This window comes from Pseudomonas sp. B2M1-30 (assembly GCF_025447575.1).
GTDB lineage: Bacteria > Pseudomonadota > Gammaproteobacteria > Pseudomonadales > Pseudomonadaceae > Aquipseudomonas > Aquipseudomonas botevensis.
The window spans coordinates 269,705-285,628 of the sequence record NZ_JAOEJT010000001.1 but is presented as its reverse complement, the minus strand read 5'-3'; the positions used below and the strand labels follow the sequence as shown (position 1 = coordinate 285,628).

Genomic DNA, 15,924 nt, shown 5'->3' with positions numbered 1-15,924 from the left:
GGCGGCTAATCAGGTACTAAAGGGGAGTGAGCTTCTATTGACGTCTGGAGCACGCGGAAAAATGGCCGTGTGTCCGTCAGTTGCCGATGACGTTGCGGGATCGCCGCTAGCCTCAGCCCGAGCTCATAAACCCGCCGGGGGATGAATGGCGATGAATCTGGCGATTCTACACCGCTGGCGTCTGGAGGGAATGGCGCAAAGCGTTGTTCCAGTGCTGACGAAGCGTGCGAAATGACGACCGGCAGGATCAGTCACTCTCCGGCTCTACCGTGGCGATGGCTTGAAGCACTCTGGTGCGATGGCTGATCCGGCTGTTCAAGGCCAGCGCCACGCCGGCAAGCGAGACAAAACTGTAACCCAGCGTGGTTTGCAGGTTGGCCGGACTCAGGCTGATCAACGCGCTGATGAGGCCGCCGCAGATGAAGATGATCGTGCTGCCGGCCGAAGCCGAGGTTCCGGCATTCTCGGGAAACAGGCTCATGGCCCGGGATGTGGCGGCCGGTCGGGTAATGGTGGTGCCGGCGGTGCAGATCAGCATCGGGATCAGCACCGTGGCCGGGGCCAGTGCATGATTCGCGGCCAGGTACAGCATCACCAGCCCCGACAGCAGGATAAGGCCCAGGCCGACGACGATTTGCCGGCCGGTGCTGACTCTTCGGCTCAGCAGCGTGGCGACGATGCCGCCGACCACATAAGCGGCGCCATATACCAGCAGGATCAACGAGAAGTCGTAGGCCGACAGTTGCAGGCGATCCATGAAGATCAGCGGTGAAATGACGATGAACGAGAAGTGGCAGGCAAACGCGAACGCCGAAATCAGCCAGTAACCGACGAAGTCGAAATTCCCCAGCACCCGTCGATAGGCCTCATGGAAACCGAGGGGTGTGCCGCTGGCGGCGGGGCGGCTGCTCTCCAGAAACAGCCAGGCCTTGAACATCACCACGCCCGCCAGCGCGGTGAATACCCAGAAGCTGCCGCGCCAGCCCAGGGTGGCTTGCAGGAAGGTGCCGGCCAGGGGCGATACCGAGATGAAAATCCCGCTGGCGGTGACCATCAGGATGCGCAGGCGATCGCGCTCCTCACCGTCGAACAGGTCCTGCACCAGCGCCTGGGACAGGACGAAGCAGCCGCAGCCCAATGCCTGGACGATGCGGAATATCAGGAACAGCGTGTAGTCACTGGTGATCACGCAACCCAGGGCGCCCAGCATCGACACGGCCATGCCGCTGAGCAACAGGCCTTTGCGCCCGATCACGTCGGACAGCGGCCCGATCAATACCTGAGCCACCGCGATCCCGACGGCGAACAGACTGACCGAGAGGGCGATGGCCGCCAGCGTGTTGCGGAAATGTTCGGCCAGCTCCGGAAACGAGGGCAGCAGGACATCCAGCGGGAAAACACCGAGCAACACCATCGCCAGCAACAGGCTGACGGCTCCGCGCCGCTGTCGGGTGGTTGCCACGGGGTTTGCGCTATCCATCGATCAGTCCTGCCTGGGCGAACAGTGCGCGGTTACGGGGGGATTCGAAAAAACCGGCCTTGCGCAGCGCGTCCAGCGTCGCGGTGGCGCCTGAGCGGGCGCGCTGCCGGCTGAGCGGCGTCGCCGCCGTCTCGCAGACAATCTGCGTCACGGCCTGTTCGGCGATGCCTGCGCCGCGCAGGCTCTGTCGCAACCAGTGTTCGTCGACCTCGAAGAAAATCTCGATGATGTCCAGCAGCATTGCACTGGCAAAGAGCTGCTGGCGGCTGCTCAGGGTCAGCCACAGGTAATGGAACACTTCGGCGAAGTAGCGGCTGTGACGGGCCTCGTCGGCCAGGTGGTCGCGCAGCATGTCATTCACACTGGACACCAGGCTGTCGCGACAGACGTCGAGCAGCTCCCGGGCGATGATGGTTTCCGAGACGAAGCCGAGGAGAAACCACGCCAGTGGGCGGTCCATTTCCGGCGTTCGGGCAACCAGTGCGTTCATGCAGGTGATGCGCCGTGGCATCTGCGGGCGCTCGGCGATTCCGTACAGGGCGGCAATCTGTTCCGCCAACTGACTGGAGAACAGCGCGTGATACCCCTCGTCGGTATAGAGCTGGAGCGCGGCGGTCTTCATCGGTGGCGGGACTTCGGCCGGTAGCTCTGCGTGGATGATGACTTCCACCGCGCGATTGACGATGCGGTGTTCGAGGAGTGTGGTGTAGTCGAGAAAATGCACCAGGTGATTGGCCGTCAGCCGGTGCAGCACGTCGCGCCCGGCGGCTTCAATGGCCGGATGGGCCAGATAGGGCAGGAGGGCGGGGGGAAACCAGTGGCGGGTTTGCAGTTGCTGCTGCACGTCTTCCGGCAACTGATAGTCATGGGTGCTGCTGCGCACCGAGGCGCGGCGGTTCCAGTCGCCCAGCGTGAATCCGGGAGCGTCGTGTACGGAGGTCTTGAGGGTGCTCATGGCTGTGTTTCCCGCAACAGATCGCGCATTTCCTGGCACATCGCCTGGCCGTCGCTTTTGCCGCAGCCGACGAAGAACAGCGGTTGCTCGGCGTCCTCGAGTTTCAGCAAAGCCTGGACCTGTTCGTCGGTGAAGGCCCCGGTCAGCCAGGTGTTCAGGCCCAGGGCGGTGGCGACCAGCTGGAACGTCTGCGAGAGGTGGCCGGCCTCCACGAAGGCCATGCGATAGGCCCGTGAATGCAGGTATTTCCACCAGAGCCGGTCGAACCGGGCGGTGATGAACAGGCCCAGTGGCAGATTGTTGATGAAGTGCTGGCCGCCGAGCAGTTGGCCCAGGGCGCTATCGGGCAGCGGGTTCACCTGTGTCAAGGCGTGTGCGGCCGGGCAGTAGGCGTAGACGCCGGGTTCCAGGCCTTCGACGTTCTGCACCAGCAGAAAACCTTCGCAGGCGTTCAGCCCACCCCCGGAAGGGCTGCTGCGTCGTGCGCCGAGGCCAGGGGCGACGCCGTCGTCGCTGGCATGTTCGCGTTCGTGCAAGTAGCCCAGGGACAGATAAAGCAACGTGCTGACGTCGCTCAGGGAAAGGCTGCTATCGCTGAAACTGCGACAGGTTTTACGCCGGGTCAGGGCTGCGGACAGGCTGTCGCGAGCGACTGCGCCAGGTGTCGGGAGCGCGATGCGCGAACTTCCGGGATATTGCGGCCGATCGGTTTTCGGCGCGGGTGTGGCGAGTACTTCCGTGCAATGTTCCAGATATTGTCTGGACCATTCCTTGATGTTCTGTGGTGTGTGTGAACTGGGTATGTTTTGCGTGCCGATATGAAATATCTTTGATAGTTCATCCCAGCCCCATGCGGGACTTTCAATGAATGTTGTACTTATTATTCCGGCATTCAATAGTTGAGTGTCTATCGTGTTTTGTTTATCGAAAGTATTCGGCTCGTTGATAAGTTGTGCAAGTCGACTGGAATATTCAAGGTCAAGTTCATGTTGAACATGATCCTTGTAGTTCCAGACCACCTGCCCAGGGGGGCGCGGAAGTATGAACAGGTAGGGATTGATGTGCATTTTCGCGGGTTCGCTCTGGATGAAATCAAAAAGACGCCGGGGGGCCGGCACTCCCCTGCGTCCTGATTTACTTAACGGGTCGCTTTAGGGGCAACCAGAAAAGCCAGGTTGGCGATTTTGCTGGATTCGAGAGTAATGGTTTTCATGAGTGAACTCCTTGTTCATTGTTGATTTGATGATGAGTGCCACCTCGTGGTGACAACTTAATAATAGTTTGTAATGGATTGTTGGCAAACAAATATTGAGTAGGAATATTCCAGTAATTTTGTCGGAGCAATCTTGTGTCTTGAGACTAACTTGTAGGGTTTATTTCCTTGTTTGCAAGATACAGGGAAATATCCTCGTCGCTTGTAGGGCGCAAGAGTAGGAAGGTTATAAATATGAAGGGTAAATCCGCAGCCGGGCGTTGTGCCGTCGTGCAAAGCAAACGGGGAGCCCGTGGGCTCCCCGTTTTCGCCGATCAGCTGTTTGGCAGCAGGCGGCAGGTGATGCTCTTGATGTAGCGGGTTTCGGCGATGGCCGGGTGGACCGGATGATCCGGACCCTGACCGCCACGCTCCAGCAACTGGATGTTGCGATCCAGGTGGCGGGCGCTGGTCAGCAGGATGTTCTGCAGGTCGTCTTCCGGCAGGTGCATCGAGCAGGATGCGCTGACCAGGATGCCGTCCTTGGTGAGCAGGCGCATGGCTTGCTCGTTGAGGCGGCGGTAGGCGCCTTCGCCGTTCTTCATGTCTTTCTTGCGCTTGATGAACGCCGGCGGGTCGGCAACGATCACGTCGAAGCGCTCTTCGGCAGCCTTGAGTTCTTTCAGCGCTTCGAAGACGTCGCCTTCGATGCAGGTCATCTTGTCGGCGAAACCGTTCAGGGCGGCGTTGCGCTCCACGCCATCGAGGGCGAAGCCCGACGCGTCGACGCAGAACACTTCGCTGGCACCGAACGCACCGGCCTGCACGCCCCAGCCACCGATGTAGCTGTACAGGTCCAGCACGCGTTTGCCGTTGACGTAAGGCGCCAGGCGCGCGCGGTTCATGCGGTGATCGTAGAACCAGCCGGTTTTCTGGCCCTGGATCACCGGGGCCTCGAATTTCACGCCGTTCTCTTCCAGCGCGACCCATTCCGGCACCAGGCCGAACACGGTTTCGACGTAGCGGTTCAGGCCTTCGGCATCGCGGGCGGCGGAGTCGTTCTTGAACAGAATGCCGCTTGGCTTGAGCACCTGAGTCAGCGCGGCGATCACGTCATCTTTATGCGCTTCCATGGTTGCCGAGGCGATCTGTACCACGACGATATCGCCGAAACGGTCGACCACCAGACCCGGCAGCAGGTCGGAATCGCCGTAGACCAGACGATAGAAAGGCTTGTCGAACAGGCGCTCGCGCAGCGACAGGGCGACGTTCAGGCGATGCACCAGCAGCGATTTGTCTAGCGATAGCTTGATGTCGCGCGACAGCAGGCGGGCGCAGATCAGGTTGTTCGGGCTCATCGCGACGATGCCGAGCGGTTTGCCACCGGCGGCTTCGAGGATGGCCTGGTCACCGGCCTGGAAGCCGTGCAGCGGCGTGGCGGCCACGTCGATTTCGTTGCTGTAGACCCACAGGTGACCGGCGCGCAGGCGACGGTCGGCGTTGGCTTTTAGGCGCAAGCTAGGCAGGGACATGACGTCGCTCCGGAAAAAAGAGCGGGAGTATACCGTGTTGCGGCTGGCGTCGGGCCGGGTGAGCGATGAAACGCTGACGGCGCCATCGTCGGAACACCGCCCGGAGCAGGCTCGCGTGCACAATTGGATACAAGTGAATCAGGCGAAATCCATGGGCTGGTCTTGAATGAAATCTTCCCGATCTGCCCCTCGAAGTGTCGTCCGTCGGTTTTTAAGGGTTAGAATCGCCGCCTGTCCCAGAGTGTGTACTTATGTCCCAAGAGCTGACCACCGAACAGATTCAACAGTCCCTGCAAGGCATCAGTGTGCCGGCGCAGCCGCAGATCATGGTGGATCTGCAGATGGAGCAGTACATGCCCGATCCGGATCTGGAGACGATCGCCAAGCTGATCTCCCAGGACCCCGGCCTGTCCGGCTCGCTGCTGAAGATCGTCAACTCGCCGTATTACGGCCTGAGCAACAAGATCACCTCGATCAAGCGCGCGGTGAACCTGTTGGGTAGCCGTTCGATCGTCAATTTGATCAATGCGATGTCGATCAAGGGCGAGATGAACGACGACACCATCGTCACCCTCAACCGCTTCTGGGATACCGCCCAGGATGTCGCGATGACCTGCCTGACCCTGGCCAAGCGCGTCGGCACCGAGGCGAGCGACGAGGCCTACGCACTGGGCCTGTTCCATGACTGCGGCGTACCGCTGATGCTGCAGCGTTTCCCTGACTATATGACCACGCTCGAAGAAGCCTATGGCAGCGCCAGTGCCGAATGCCGGGTGGTGGACACCGAAAACCGTGTGTACAACACCAACCATTCGGTGGTCGGTTACTACACCGCCAAATCCTGGCGTCTGCCGGAGCATGTCAGCGCGGCCATCGCCAACCACCACAATGCCTTGGCGATCTTCAGCGACGACACCTCGCGCAACACTCAGATGAAAAATCTGCTGGCGATCCTCAAGATGGCCGAACATATCTGTGCGTCGTACCGGGTACTGGGCAATCAGACCGAAGACTTCGAATGGCAGGCGGTCGGGCCGCTGGTGCTCGAGTACATCGGCCTCTCGGAGTACGACTTCGAAACCCTCAAGCAAACGATCCGCGAACTCGGCGCACACTGATTCAACAAGCCCATTGATTCGAGAAACTCATGCCTGAATTGCCGGAAGTCGAAACCACCCGTCGCGGTATCGCCCCGCATCTGGAGGGCCAGCGCGTCAGTCGGGTGATCGTGCGTGACCGGCGTTTGCGCTGGCCGATCCCCGAAGACCTCGATGTGCGCCTGTCCGGGCAGCGCATCGTGCTGGTCGAGCGGCGGGCCAAGTACCTGCTGATCAATGCCGAGGCCGGCACGCTGATCAGCCACTTGGGCATGTCGGGCAATTTGCGCCTGGTGGAGGTCGGGCTGCCGGCGCTCAAGCATGAGCATGTGGATATCGAGCTGGAATCCGGCCTGGCCCTGCGCTACACCGATCCCCGGCGTTTCGGCGCGATGCTGTGGAGCAACGATCCGCTCAATCACGAATTGCTGATCCGCCTCGGGCCGGAACCGCTGACCGACCTGTTCGACGGCGAGCGGCTGTTCCAGCTGTCCCGTGGACGGTCGATGGCGGTCAAACCGTTCATCATGGACAACGCGGTGGTGGTGGGCGTCGGCAATATTTATGCGACCGAAGCGCTGTTCGCCGCCGGCATCGATCCGCGCCGCGAGGCCAAGGGCATTTCCCGGGCGCGGTATCTGAAGCTGGCGATCGAGATCAAACGCATCCTCGCGGCGGCCATCGAGCGCGGCGGCACCACGTTGCGCGACTTCATTGGCGGCGACGGGCAGCCGGGGTATTTCCAGCAGGAGCTGTTTGTCTACGGCCGTGGTGGGGAACACTGCAAGGTCTGCGGCACGGGGCTGCGGGAAGTCAAACTCGGGCAGCGTGCCAGTGTGTGGTGCCCGCGCTGCCAGACCTGAGCAAAAAGCTGAAAAAGTCCTACGGTCTATAGTGAGTTGTCTCACTGTTCAGCCCGAAGGATCGTGCCATGAAATCCCTGCAAATCCTCTTTGTCACGCTGCTGCTGTGTTCCAGCCTGGCCGTCCAGGCCACGGAAGGCGGCAGCGGTGATCCGCGCTACGCCATCCAGAATCCACCGGCCTACGCCATGCTTGGCGATCTGCTGATTGCCCGGCCATTGCTGGTGGTGGCAACAGTGATCGGGGCGGGGGCGTTTGTCGTGTCGTTGCCGTTTACCGCACTGGGCGGCGGGATTGGCGATGCGGGGCAGGCGTTGGTGGTCGAACCGGCGAAGGCCGCGTTCGTGCGGTGCCTGGGGTGTACGGGGGAGGGGTTTGAGCAGCGCGAGTGAGCTGAGCCGGATGGCAGGGTGTGGCTGACGGCCTCTTCGCGGGCAGGCCCGCTCCCACACTGCCTGAGGTGAACACAAACCTTGTGAGCACCCGAGAACTCCTGTGGCAGCGGGCTTGCCCGCGAAGGCGTCCGGACAGGCGCCGAAGACTCAGGCCTTGCCGGTAATCTTGCGGTACTTCTCCATCAACTGTTCTTCAGTCTCCGGATGGGCTTCGTCCAGCGGAATGCAATCCACCGGGCAGACCTGCTGGCACTGCGGCTCGTCGTAGTGGCCGACGCACTGGGTACACAGGTTCGGGTCGATCACGTAGATCTCTTCGCCTTGGGAAATGGCGGCGTTCGGGCACTCGGGTTCGCAGACGTCGCAGTTGATGCAATCGTCGGTGATGATCAGGGACATGCTAACTCCAGCCGGGGCGGCAGGCCCGGGCGCTATAAATCAATGCGCGCAATTGTGCCGCATTGGCGCCCGCAGTGCACGCGGGCGCCGTTTGAACGGTCTTTACTTCTTGAAACGCTGGGTCAGCGCCTCGGCCACGACTGGGTGGACGAACTTGCTGATATCGCCGCCCAGGGCCGCGATTTCCCGCACCAGGGTCGAGGAAATGAACGAGTAACGCTCGGACGGCGTGAGAAACAGGCTCTCCACATCCGGCGCCAGTTGGCGGTTCATGTTGGCCAGCTGGAATTCATACTCGAAGTCCGACACCGCGCGCAGGCCACGCAGGAACACATTGGCGTTCTGCTCTTTGGCGAAATGCGCCAGCAGCGTCGAGAAACCGACCACTTCCACGTTCGGCAGGTGCTTGGTGACTTCGCGTGCCAGCTCGACCCGTTGCTCCAGCGGGAACAGCGGGTTTTTCTTGGGGCTGGCGGCGACGGCGATGATCACATGGTCGAACAGCCGCGAGGCGCGTTCGACCAGATCGCCATGGCCCTTGGTAATAGGGTCGAATGTACCTGGGTACAACACTCGGTTCATCGCGTCGTCCTGGCGGGAGTCCGTTGGGGAGTCGGATGGTATCGCAGCCGTCCCGGTCGGCCAAGTCGCCTGTTGGGTAAGAAAGCACTATAGACGATAGGAATATTCGGTTTTTTCACGGGTTTCTCAACCGTTCGCCGAGAGATGTCGCCAGTTGCGCCGTCAGACCATACACCGACAACTGCGGGTTGGCGCCGATGCTGGTGGGGAACAGCGAGCCATCGTGAATCGACAGGTTGCGCAACTGATGATGCCGGCCAAGGCTATCGGTGACCGCGCTTTTCGGGTCTTCGCCCATGGCGCAACCGCCCATGACATGGGCGCTGCCCAGCCGCGTGCGATACAACTCCAGGCTCAGGCCGTCGATCAATGTTTGCGCCTCGGCCAGGCTGTTCACGTAGCGTGCGTCGGCGTGCATCGGCATCACCGCTTTGGCGCCGCCGGCGAACTGGATTTCGGCCATGACGTGGAAGGCCCGGCGCAATCCGTCCCAGGCATAAGGCGACACTTGATAGTCGAGCACCGGCGAGCCATCGCCGCGCAACTCGACGCTGCCACCCTGGCTGTCCTGATGAAAACCGTCACGCAGCAACGCCAGCATCGCGTGGGTACGCGGCAAGTCCGCCATGTGTCGGGCGTTCTCCTGACCAAAACCGCCGAGCAGCGTGGCGGCCAGCGCCGGATGCAGCGGCGGCACTTCGAGTTTGAACGCCATCGGCCCGGTGGTGCCGTCCTTCCATTGGAAATGGTCGGAGTAGATCGACTGCGGTGCCCCGTAAAACGGGTTGATGACCTCGTCGAAACGCCCGGCGGACATGTTCACCGGATGCAGGAAGGTGCGTTTGCCGAGCCGCTGGTGCGGATCCGGTGCGTCCGAGCGCAACAGCAGCGCCGGGCTGTTGATGCCGCCACCCGCCAATACGTAATGCCGGGCCTTGACCGTGATGGTGCGGCCGGTCGGTTCGACGCAGCGTTCGTCCATCGCCACGCATTGCAGGCCGGTGACCTTGTCGCCATTGATGGTGAGTTTTTCCGCGCGGGCCAGGTACAACAGCTCGCCGCCCTTCTCCAGCGTGGCCGGAATGGTGGTGACCATCATCGATTGCTTGGCGTTGGTCGGGCAGCCCATGCCGCAATAGCCCAGGTTCCAGCAGCCGCGCACGTTACGCGGAATCACGTGCCAGCTATAACCGAGCTGTTCGCAGCCTTTGCGGATCACATCATTGTTGGCGTTGGGCGGCACCCTCCACGGTGCAATGCCCAGGCGCTGCTCCATTTTTTCGAACCACGGCGCCATCTCCGCCGGGCTGTGGCCCTTGACGTTGTGCTCTTTGGCCCAGTGTTCGAGGGTTGGCTGCGGTGTGCGGAAACTCGATGTCCAGTTGACCAGCGTGGTGCCGCCAACCGCGCGGCCCTGCAGGATGGTGATCGCGCCGTCCTTGCTCATGCGGCCGATGCCTTCCTGGTAAAGGCTGCTGTAGGCCTGGTCTTCGAGCAGTTTGAAATCGCTGCTGGTCTTGAGCGGGCCTTCTTCGATCAGCAGCACCTTGTAGCCGGCGGCGCTGAGGATTTCCGCCGTGGTGCCGCCTCCTGCGCCGCTGCCGATGATCGCGACATCGGCTTCGAGGGTCAGGTCATCGGTCAGTTGCGCGCCGTTGTAGGTTTTCCAGCCACGGGCGAGGCCTTCGCGGAACGGGTCGGGTACGGGCATCTATCAGGTTCTCTTTATTATTCTGGATGCGGTGGTGCGGCGGCTGCGGCCTGCGTGGGCAAGCCCGCTCCCACATTGGGTTTCAGACCGTGGGCGGACCGGGGTAACCGCAGTGCGCCCAGGATTCGGCGCGGGTGTACCAGGCCATCATCACCATTTGTTGCAGGGAGCTGTGGCCCATGCGCAACAAACTCAGCGAGCTGTTTTCCCAACGTTCGAGGAAGTGGCGCATCGCTTCGGGACTGGCGTTTTCCCAACTGCCCCAGATCCCCGTCAGCGGCCCGCGCGTCACGGCCATGCCCAGCACGTCGAACAATTGTCGGGTGAGCTTGAGCATTTCCGGCGACAGATGATCGAGGCTGGCATCCAGCGATTTGAGCGTGCCGTCGATGGCGGCGGGCATCGTCTCGACGGTCACGGCGCCGTCGAGCATCACCGGAATCAGTGCGCGCAGAAACAGCAGGTCACCGTTGCGCAGCGCGGCAAAACCATTCGCCGGAACGCTCGACGAACAGCCACTGAGGCTGGCGCCAACGCCGGCGGTGGCAAGGAAGGCCGTGGCGCCGAGGCTGAATTTCAGCAGGCCCCGACGCGACAGGGCGGGTGTTTCGGTCAGGCTTGGGTGCATTGTTGTTATTACCCGGCGGAGACGTTAGCGAATGAACAGCTTCTGGATCAGTTTCTGGATGGATTTTCCGTACGGCGGATAAATCAGCCGGGCCGCGTTGAAGCGCTGTTTCACCAGTACGCCTTTGGCCTTGCTGAACGTCAGGAAGCCCTCGTGGCCGTGGTAGTGGCCCATGCCCGACGGGCCGACGCCGCCAAACGGCATGTCATCCTGGGCGACGTGCAACAGGGTGTCGTTGAGGCATACACCGCCGGAATGGGTTTCGTGCAGCACGCGGTTCTGTTCGCGTTTGTCGTAGCCAAAGTAGTAAAGAGCCAGAGGACGTGGCCGCTGATTGATGTAAGCAAATGCCTGGTCCAGATCCTGATACGGCACGATCGGCAGCAACGGGCCGAAGATCTCGTCCTGCATCACCGTCATCTCATCGCTGACATTCAACAGCAGGCTGTGGGGCATGCGTCGGCCCTGGCCCTGATCGAACAGCGGGATCAGCAGCGCGCCCTTGAGGGTGGCGTCGCTGAGGTAGTCGTTGAGCCGCGCGAGCTGACGTTCGTTGATGATCGCGGTGTAGTCCGGGTTGTCGGCGAGTGTCGGATAAAAGCCGCGTACCGCCTGGCGATAGGCTTCGACGAAACCGCCGACCCGGTCTTCCGGCACCAGCACGTAGTCGGGGGCGACGCAGGTCTGCCCGGCATTGAGGGTTTTGCCGAAGGCGATGCGTTCGGCGGCGTCCTTCAGCGGCACGTCGCGGGAGACGATGGCCGGGGATTTGCCGCCCAGCTCCAGAGTCACCGGCGTGAGGTTTTCCGCTGCGGCGCGCATCACGTGCTTGCCGATGCTGGTGGCACCGGTGAACAGCAGGTGATCGAAGCGCACGCGGGAAAACGCCACGCCGATATCCGCCTCGCCAAGCACCACGCAGACCAGATCCTCGGGGAATATCCGCGCCAGCAATTCCTTGAGCAGCAAGCCGGTGGCCGGGGTCGATTCGCTGAGCTTGAGCATCACCCGGTTGCCCGCCGAGAGCGCGCCCACCAGCGGGCCGATCGCCAGAAACAGCGGGTAGTTCCACGGCACGATGACCCCGACCACGCCCAGCGGTTGGTACACCACTTTTGCCGACGCCGGCTGAAAGGCGATGCCGACTTTGCGCCGCGACGGCTTCATCCATTGCTTGATGTGGCGGCTGGCGTAGTGAATGCCGTGCAGGCTCGGCATCAGTTCGGCGAGCAGCGTTTCATCGGCGCTGCGGTGGCTGAAATCGGAGCTGATGGCGTCGATCAGGGCCTGCCGTTCGTTGCTCAGCACATCGCGCAGGGCCTTGAGCCATTGCTGGCGCTGGGCGGCGGGCGGCATCGGGTTGGCGGCGTAAGCGGCCCGCTGCGCTTCGAACAGCCGGTTGAGCTCTTCCAGCGGCTGTTGCAGCGTTTGCAGGTAGGCAATATCGGCGGTCATCGTCGGCTCCGGATTTGTTGTTGTGAGGAACTTTTTAGAGTCTATGCTCTATAAAGTCAAATGACTTCCTTGTGCGTGATGGTTTTATCCCGTTCCGGATAGGTCGTAAGATGCCCGTCAACGCACTCTGAATTAAAGCTCAAGCCATGGCCCCACGAATAAAAACCAGCGAGCGCATCGTGCAGAACAGCCTTGAGCTGTTCAATCAGCAGGGCGAGCGCAGCATCAGCACCAATCACATCGCCGCCCATATGGAGATTTCTCCGGGCAATCTGTACTACCACTTCCCCAACAAGCAGGCGATCATCGCCGTGCTGTTCAGTGAGTACGAAAGCCTGGTCGACAGCTTCCTGCGTCCGCCCCAGGGGCGCGCCGCGACGGTCGAGGACAAGCGTTTCTATCTCAAGGAACTGCTGTCGGCGATGTGGCGTTACCGCTTTCTGCACCGCGACCTCGAACACCTGCTCGACAGCGATCCGGATCTGGCCGGGCGCTACCGGCGCTTTTCCCAGCGCTGCGTGATCCAGGGCGCGGCGATCTACGATGGCTTCGTCGCGGCCGGGATCCTGAAGATGGACCGGGTGCAGATCGAGTCCCTGACCCTCAACGCGTGGATCATCCTCACCTCCTGGGTGCGCTTTCTGTGCACGACCCGGGAAAACTCCAACCACCTCAGCGAGCAGGCCATCAAGCGTGGCGTGTATCAGGTGCTGGTGCTGGAGGCGGGGTTCGTCACCGACGAGGCCCGCGATGCGGTCAACGCATTGTTCGAGGAGTTCTACGTACCGCTGGCCCAGGCGCTCGAAGAAAAGCCGTAATCCCTTTCCCTCTCAGGAGTCGTCCGTTATGCCGATTGCGCAACTGATCAGCCCGCAGGCGCTGCATGCCCGCCAGGAACAACCGGGGCTGGTGATTCTCGATTGCCGTTTTGCCCTCGAAGATCCGGACTACGGCCAGCGCAGCTACGCCGAGGGTCATATCGCCGGGGCGAGCTTCGCGGATCTGGAGCGTGACCTCAGCGGCCCGGTGATCAAGGGCGTGACCGGGCGTCATCCACTGCCGGAGCCGGCGGCACTGATCGAGCGCCTGCAAGCCTTTGGCATCAATGACGACAGCGAGGTGGTGCTGTATGACGACGGTCCCGGTGCCTACGCGGCGCGGGCCTGGTGGTTGCTGGCGTGGCTGGGCAAGCGTGACGGCGTGTTCATTCTCGATGGCGGGCTCAAGGCCTGGCACGCGGCGGGCCTGCCACTGAGCCTGGACCCGCCGGTCGCCCATCGCGGCAACTTCAACGGTCAGCCGGACATGCACCTGTTGCTCAGCGCCGAGCAACTGCAAAAACGTCTCGGCCAGCCAACCCTGACCCTGCTCGATGCCCGTGCCTTGCCGCGCTTCAAGGGTGAAGTGGAACCGATCGACCCGATCGCCGGGCACATCCCCGGCGCGCAATGCGCGGCGTTCACCGACAACCTGGGCAGCGATGGTCGTTTCCTGCCGGCCGATCAGCTCAAGCAGCGCTTTGCGGCGAAACTCGACGGGCGTTCGCCGACGGACCTGGTGGCGTATTGCGGCTCCGGGGTGACGGCCTGTCACAACCTGTTCGCCCTGTGCCTGGCGGGTTATCCGCTGGCGGCGTTGTATGCCGGGTCATGGAGCGAGTGGATCAACGAGCCTGGCCGAGGCATCGCCACCGGCGAATAATCCTCGCCATTGCTTTTCTGCGGGAGGGGGGTGGCTTCCTCCCGCATCGAGCTTTCAGCGCTCTCGGGCTTCGGGCAATTGCCGGGCGCTGCGATACGCGGCCGGTCCCACGCCGTAGACATGCTTGAACTGCCTGCTCAAATGGCTCTGGTCGGCAAATCCCAATTGCGTGGCGACTTCCACCGGCAGGCAACCGCTCTGCAACAGCCCGCGAGCGCAGGCGATGCGTTGCTGCATCAGCCAGGTGTGCGGCGGCATGCCGGTGGCGCGGCGGAACACGCGGGCGAAGTGGAACGGCGACAGGTTCACCGCCGCCGCCAGTTCTTCCAGCGACGGTGGCGCCGCCAGTTGCGCATTCAGCAATTCCTTGGCCATGGCCACCGCCCGATGCTCCTTGCCCGGTTGGCCAGCGATCTGCACCGCCGCGTGACGCTGCAACAGCAGCATCATCATTTCGCGCCAGACCGTCTGCTGCTGTAACGCGGTGGCCGGACTTTCCAGCAAGCGATGCAACTGACAGAAACCATTGACCAGATCCGGATCGCGATACAGCGTCGCGCCGAAGGCCGGCATGGGCGCCGTGGGCAGGTCCAGTTCTTCCAACAGGCCGACGATCTGTCCGGTGTCGGGATAAAACGCCCGGTACAGCCAGCCGTCTTCGGTGCCTTTGTGGCCGTTGTGCACTTCGTCCGGATTGATCAGCACCAGCGTGCCGCTGCCGGCCAGGTGTTCGGCGCCGCGATAGCGGTAGCGCTGGGCGCCGGCCATGATCATGCCGATCACGTAGCCGTCATGGACATGCGGGGCAAAGCGATGCTCGATGTAGCGTGCGGTCAATAACTCGACCCCGGTCAGCGGTGCGGCCTGCCAGAAACGGATCGATTCGCCCTGTTCGTTCATCGCCTCACCCACGCCCGGCGCTGGCGAGCCATTGCGGAATGCGCCGCTCCAGGTAGTAACCCGGCGTGCGGAACGAGCCGTCGACGAAGCCGACATGCCCGCCCCGGGCCTGCAATTCGAACTCGGTCGAGGTCGACAGCTCGCTGGCTTGCGGCAGGCTGTGGGGGAACACAAACGGATCGTCCGCCGCCTGAATGATCAGGGTCGGGGTGCGGATTTCGCCGAGAAAGTAACGGCTCGAGGCGCGGCGATAGTAATCCTCGGCATCGACGAAACCATTCAGCGGCGCGGTCACCCGGCCATCGAAGTCCCAGAAGGTGCGCATGTTTTCCAGCGAGCCGAGCGCTGCCAGTGCCGCCAGGCCGTCCTCGCGTCCGTCATGCTGGAACTGACGTTGTTTGTTCTTGATGTAGGCCAACATCTCGCGCATGAAGTGCGCCTGATAGACCCTGGAAAACCCCTGGCCGATGCGGTCGGCACACTGATCCAGACGAAACGGCACCGAGACCGCCACCGCGCCGAGCACACCGCTGGCGCTGCCGGTTTCCCCCAGATGCTTGAGCAGCACGTTGCCGCCGAGGGAGTAGCCGACCGCATACAGCGGCGCCAGTGGCCGCTTGGCGCGCAGGTGCTTGATGGTTTCGGCGAGGTCTTCGCTGGCGCCGGAGTGGTAGCTGCGCGGCAACAGGTTCGGCTCGCCCGAGCAGCCGCGCCAGTTCAACGCGACACTGGCCCAGCCTTGCGCCGCCAGCGCGGCCTGGATGCCGGCGACATAAGGCGAATTGGAGGAACCGGTCAGCCCGTGCAGCACCAGCACCAGAGGTGCGTCGGCGCTGTGCGGGCCATGCCAGTCGAGATCGAGGAAATCGCCATCGTCGAGCCACAGGCGTTCGCGCTCGCGCTCCAGATGCACGGTCTTGCGCCACAGAGGCCCCCACAAGGTTTGCAGGTGCGGATTGCCGAGGCCGAAGGCGGGGGTGAAACGAAAGCCGGATTCGGTGGAAGGCAAAGGTGCGCGCACGGTCAATCTCGAA

General features: G+C 62.3%; 16 protein-coding genes. 5 read left to right on the top strand and 11 right to left on the bottom strand.

Annotated features, from left to right (window positions below; genetic code table 11):
- Window positions 1–247: 247 nt before the first annotated feature.
- From N8H74_RS01280 to N8H74_RS01265, 4 genes are all read right to left on the bottom strand, one after another.
- The gene (locus N8H74_RS01280; protein WP_262145910.1) at window positions 248–1,480 is read right to left on the bottom strand and encodes an MFS transporter; all 1,233 of its coding nucleotides are present in this window, start codon (window positions 1,478–1,480) and stop codon (window positions 248–250) included.
- Window positions 1,473–2,435, bottom strand: a complete 963-nt coding sequence (locus tag N8H74_RS01275) for a diiron oxygenase (protein ID WP_262145909.1) — start codon at window positions 2,433–2,435, stop codon at window positions 1,473–1,475. Before N8H74_RS01275 ends, N8H74_RS01280 begins: the two co-directional genes overlap by 8 nt.
- Window positions 2,432–3,502: a SagB family peptide dehydrogenase gene (locus tag N8H74_RS01270; RefSeq protein ID WP_262145907.1), complete on the bottom strand. Its 1,071-nt coding sequence runs from the start codon at window positions 3,500–3,502 to the stop codon at window positions 2,432–2,434. Before N8H74_RS01270 ends, N8H74_RS01275 begins: the two co-directional genes overlap by 4 nt.
- 460 nt (window positions 3,503–3,962) lie before the next feature.
- The gene (locus N8H74_RS01265) at window positions 3,963–5,159 is read right to left on the bottom strand and encodes a class I SAM-dependent rRNA methyltransferase (protein ID WP_217829396.1); all 1,197 of its coding nucleotides are present in this window, start codon (window positions 5,157–5,159) and stop codon (window positions 3,963–3,965) included.
- Between the two features lie 305 nt (window positions 5,160–5,464).
- Between N8H74_RS01265 and N8H74_RS01260 the strand changes: the two genes are divergently transcribed.
- The 3 genes from N8H74_RS01260 to N8H74_RS01250 all read left to right on the top strand — a co-directional run bounded on the left by N8H74_RS01260 (window position 5,465) and on the right by N8H74_RS01250 (window position 7,511).
- Window positions 5,465–6,277, top strand: coding sequence for an HDOD domain-containing protein (locus N8H74_RS01260; RefSeq protein WP_217829636.1), 813 nt, complete (start codon window positions 5,465–5,467; stop codon window positions 6,275–6,277).
- Between the two features lie 29 nt (window positions 6,278–6,306).
- Window positions 6,307–7,119, top strand: a complete 813-nt coding sequence (mutM, locus tag N8H74_RS01255) for a bifunctional DNA-formamidopyrimidine glycosylase/DNA-(apurinic or apyrimidinic site) lyase (protein WP_217829397.1) — start codon at window positions 6,307–6,309, stop codon at window positions 7,117–7,119.
- Between the two features lie 68 nt (window positions 7,120–7,187).
- Window positions 7,188–7,511, top strand: coding sequence for a multidrug transporter (locus tag N8H74_RS01250; protein WP_217829398.1), 324 nt, complete (start codon window positions 7,188–7,190; stop codon window positions 7,509–7,511).
- Between the two features lie 150 nt (window positions 7,512–7,661).
- On the opposite strand, the gene N8H74_RS01245 is transcribed toward N8H74_RS01250, so the two are convergent.
- The 5 genes from N8H74_RS01245 to N8H74_RS01225 all read right to left on the bottom strand — a co-directional run bounded on the left by N8H74_RS01245 (window position 7,662) and on the right by N8H74_RS01225 (window position 12,289).
- Window positions 7,662–7,913, bottom strand: coding sequence for a YfhL family 4Fe-4S dicluster ferredoxin (locus N8H74_RS01245; protein ID WP_003195146.1), 252 nt, complete (start codon window positions 7,911–7,913; stop codon window positions 7,662–7,664).
- 102 nt (window positions 7,914–8,015) lie between these two features.
- The gene (gene coaD, locus N8H74_RS01240; RefSeq protein ID WP_217829399.1) at window positions 8,016–8,495 is read right to left on the bottom strand and encodes a pantetheine-phosphate adenylyltransferase; all 480 of its coding nucleotides are present in this window, start codon (window positions 8,493–8,495) and stop codon (window positions 8,016–8,018) included.
- A 115-nt stretch (window positions 8,496–8,610) separates the two neighbouring features.
- Entirely contained in the window at window positions 8,611–10,206 is a 1,596-nt protein-coding gene (locus N8H74_RS01235) for a GMC family oxidoreductase (RefSeq protein WP_262145906.1), read from the bottom strand.
- Between the two features lie 82 nt (window positions 10,207–10,288).
- Complete coding sequence (locus N8H74_RS01230) at window positions 10,289–10,834, bottom strand: twin-arginine translocation pathway signal protein (RefSeq protein WP_262145904.1); 546 nt, start codon at window positions 10,832–10,834, stop codon at window positions 10,289–10,291.
- Window positions 10,835–10,858: 24 nt separating this feature from the next.
- Window positions 10,859–12,289, bottom strand: a complete 1,431-nt coding sequence (locus tag N8H74_RS01225; protein ID WP_262145903.1) for a coniferyl aldehyde dehydrogenase — start codon at window positions 12,287–12,289, stop codon at window positions 10,859–10,861.
- A gap of 146 nt (window positions 12,290–12,435) precedes the next feature.
- On the opposite strand from N8H74_RS01225, the gene N8H74_RS01220 reads away from it, so the two are divergent.
- Together N8H74_RS01220 and N8H74_RS01215 are read left to right on the top strand one after the other, a co-directional pair.
- The gene (locus N8H74_RS01220; protein ID WP_217829403.1) at window positions 12,436–13,107 is read left to right on the top strand and encodes a TetR/AcrR family transcriptional regulator; all 672 of its coding nucleotides are present in this window, start codon (window positions 12,436–12,438) and stop codon (window positions 13,105–13,107) included.
- 28 nt (window positions 13,108–13,135) lie between these two features.
- Window positions 13,136–13,990 (top strand): sulfurtransferase, encoded by an 855-nt coding sequence (locus tag N8H74_RS01215; RefSeq protein ID WP_262145902.1) that lies wholly within the window; start codon window positions 13,136–13,138, stop codon window positions 13,988–13,990.
- 54 nt (window positions 13,991–14,044) lie between these two features.
- On the opposite strand, the gene N8H74_RS01210 is transcribed toward N8H74_RS01215, so the two are convergent.
- Both N8H74_RS01210 and N8H74_RS01205 read right to left on the bottom strand, forming a co-directional pair.
- The gene (locus N8H74_RS01210) at window positions 14,045–14,890 is read right to left on the bottom strand and encodes an AraC family transcriptional regulator (RefSeq protein ID WP_262145900.1); all 846 of its coding nucleotides are present in this window, start codon (window positions 14,888–14,890) and stop codon (window positions 14,045–14,047) included.
- 4 nt (window positions 14,891–14,894) lie between these two features.
- Entirely contained in the window at window positions 14,895–15,911 is a 1,017-nt protein-coding gene (locus N8H74_RS01205; protein WP_262145899.1) for a hydrolase, read from the bottom strand.
- Window positions 15,912–15,924: the final 13 nt, after the last annotated feature.

Excerpts from the sequence above, each read along its gene's own strand:
- N8H74_RS01210 (WP_262145900.1), bottom strand. The coding sequence starts at position 14,890 with ATGAACGAACAGGGCGAATCGATCCGTTTCTGGCAGGCCGCACCGCTG.
- coaD (WP_217829399.1), bottom strand. The coding sequence starts at position 8,495 with ATGAACCGAGTGTTGTACCCAGGTACATTCGACCCTATTACCAAGGGC.
- mutM (WP_217829397.1), top strand. The coding sequence starts at position 6,307 with ATGCCTGAATTGCCGGAAGTCGAAACCACCCGTCGCGGTATCGCCCCG.
- N8H74_RS01275 (WP_262145909.1), bottom strand. The coding sequence starts at position 2,435 with ATGAGCACCCTCAAGACCTCCGTACACGACGCTCCCGGATTCACGCTG.
- N8H74_RS01230 (WP_262145904.1), bottom strand. The coding sequence starts at position 10,834 with ATGCACCCAAGCCTGACCGAAACACCCGCCCTGTCGCGTCGGGGCCTG.
- N8H74_RS01280 (WP_262145910.1), bottom strand. The coding sequence starts at position 1,480 with ATGGATAGCGCAAACCCCGTGGCAACCACCCGACAGCGGCGCGGAGCC.
- N8H74_RS01250 (WP_217829398.1), top strand. The coding sequence starts at position 7,188 with ATGAAATCCCTGCAAATCCTCTTTGTCACGCTGCTGCTGTGTTCCAGC.
- N8H74_RS01225 (WP_262145903.1), bottom strand. The coding sequence starts at position 12,289 with ATGACCGCCGATATTGCCTACCTGCAAACGCTGCAACAGCCGCTGGAA.
- N8H74_RS01245 (WP_003195146.1), bottom strand. The coding sequence starts at position 7,913 with ATGTCCCTGATCATCACCGACGATTGCATCAACTGCGACGTCTGCGAA.
- N8H74_RS01220 (WP_217829403.1), top strand. The coding sequence starts at position 12,436 with ATGGCCCCACGAATAAAAACCAGCGAGCGCATCGTGCAGAACAGCCTT.
- N8H74_RS01265 (WP_217829396.1), bottom strand. The coding sequence starts at position 5,159 with ATGTCCCTGCCTAGCTTGCGCCTAAAAGCCAACGCCGACCGTCGCCTG.
- N8H74_RS01270 (WP_262145907.1), bottom strand. The coding sequence starts at position 3,502 with ATGCACATCAATCCCTACCTGTTCATACTTCCGCGCCCCCCTGGGCAG.
- N8H74_RS01215 (WP_262145902.1), top strand. The coding sequence starts at position 13,136 with ATGCCGATTGCGCAACTGATCAGCCCGCAGGCGCTGCATGCCCGCCAG.
- N8H74_RS01235 (WP_262145906.1), bottom strand. The coding sequence starts at position 10,206 with ATGCCCGTACCCGACCCGTTCCGCGAAGGCCTCGCCCGTGGCTGGAAA.